The organism is Aeromonas caviae, from assembly GCF_000819785.1.
Lineage (GTDB): Bacteria > Pseudomonadota > Gammaproteobacteria > Enterobacterales > Aeromonadaceae > Aeromonas > Aeromonas caviae.
Map to the genome: position 1 here is coordinate 660 of NZ_CDBK01000027.1, position 494 is coordinate 1,153.

The window sequence follows — 494 nt, forward strand, 5'->3', positions numbered from 1 at the left end:
GGCCGCCACCGCCATCTCCACCATGATGGAGGGCTGATCGTCCGGGCGCTCCGCCATGAGCGGCTGCATGATGTCGGGATCAAGCACCCCCTCGCTGCTCACCAGATAGCGGCTCTTGATGCCAGAGGCCTTCTCGATGAACTCGCAGCTCGAGTGCTGTTTGGCAGGCAGCTGCCCTGCATCGATGGCGGAGGCGTTCTCCTCGTTGTAGAGATCCACGTACTGGTTGAAGGCCGCCACCAGCGCTTCATTGCTGACGGCAAAGGGAGGGGTATAGAGGCCTGAGCCACTGATTACGATAGAGGTCATCTTTGCTCCTGGCCGGGTGCAATCCCGGCTTGTCTGTTTTTTAGGGTTCAGAGGGTCACAGCTGGTCGATGGCCGCAGCCAGACCCGCCAGGGTCAGCGGGTGCATCCGCCCGCCGATCAATTCGTTCATCAACTTGATGGAGGGGTGCCACAGCCACTCCTGCCTTGGCAGCGGATTGACCCAC

1 pseudogene is annotated in these 494 nt (G+C 61.1%); it reads right to left on the reverse strand.

From position 1 onward, the window contains the following. Positions 1-309 (reverse strand): annotated as a pseudogene (locus tag BN1120_RS03510) (beta-ketoacyl-ACP synthase III); the annotation flags it as partial. Between the last annotated feature and the right edge of the window lie 185 nt (positions 310-494).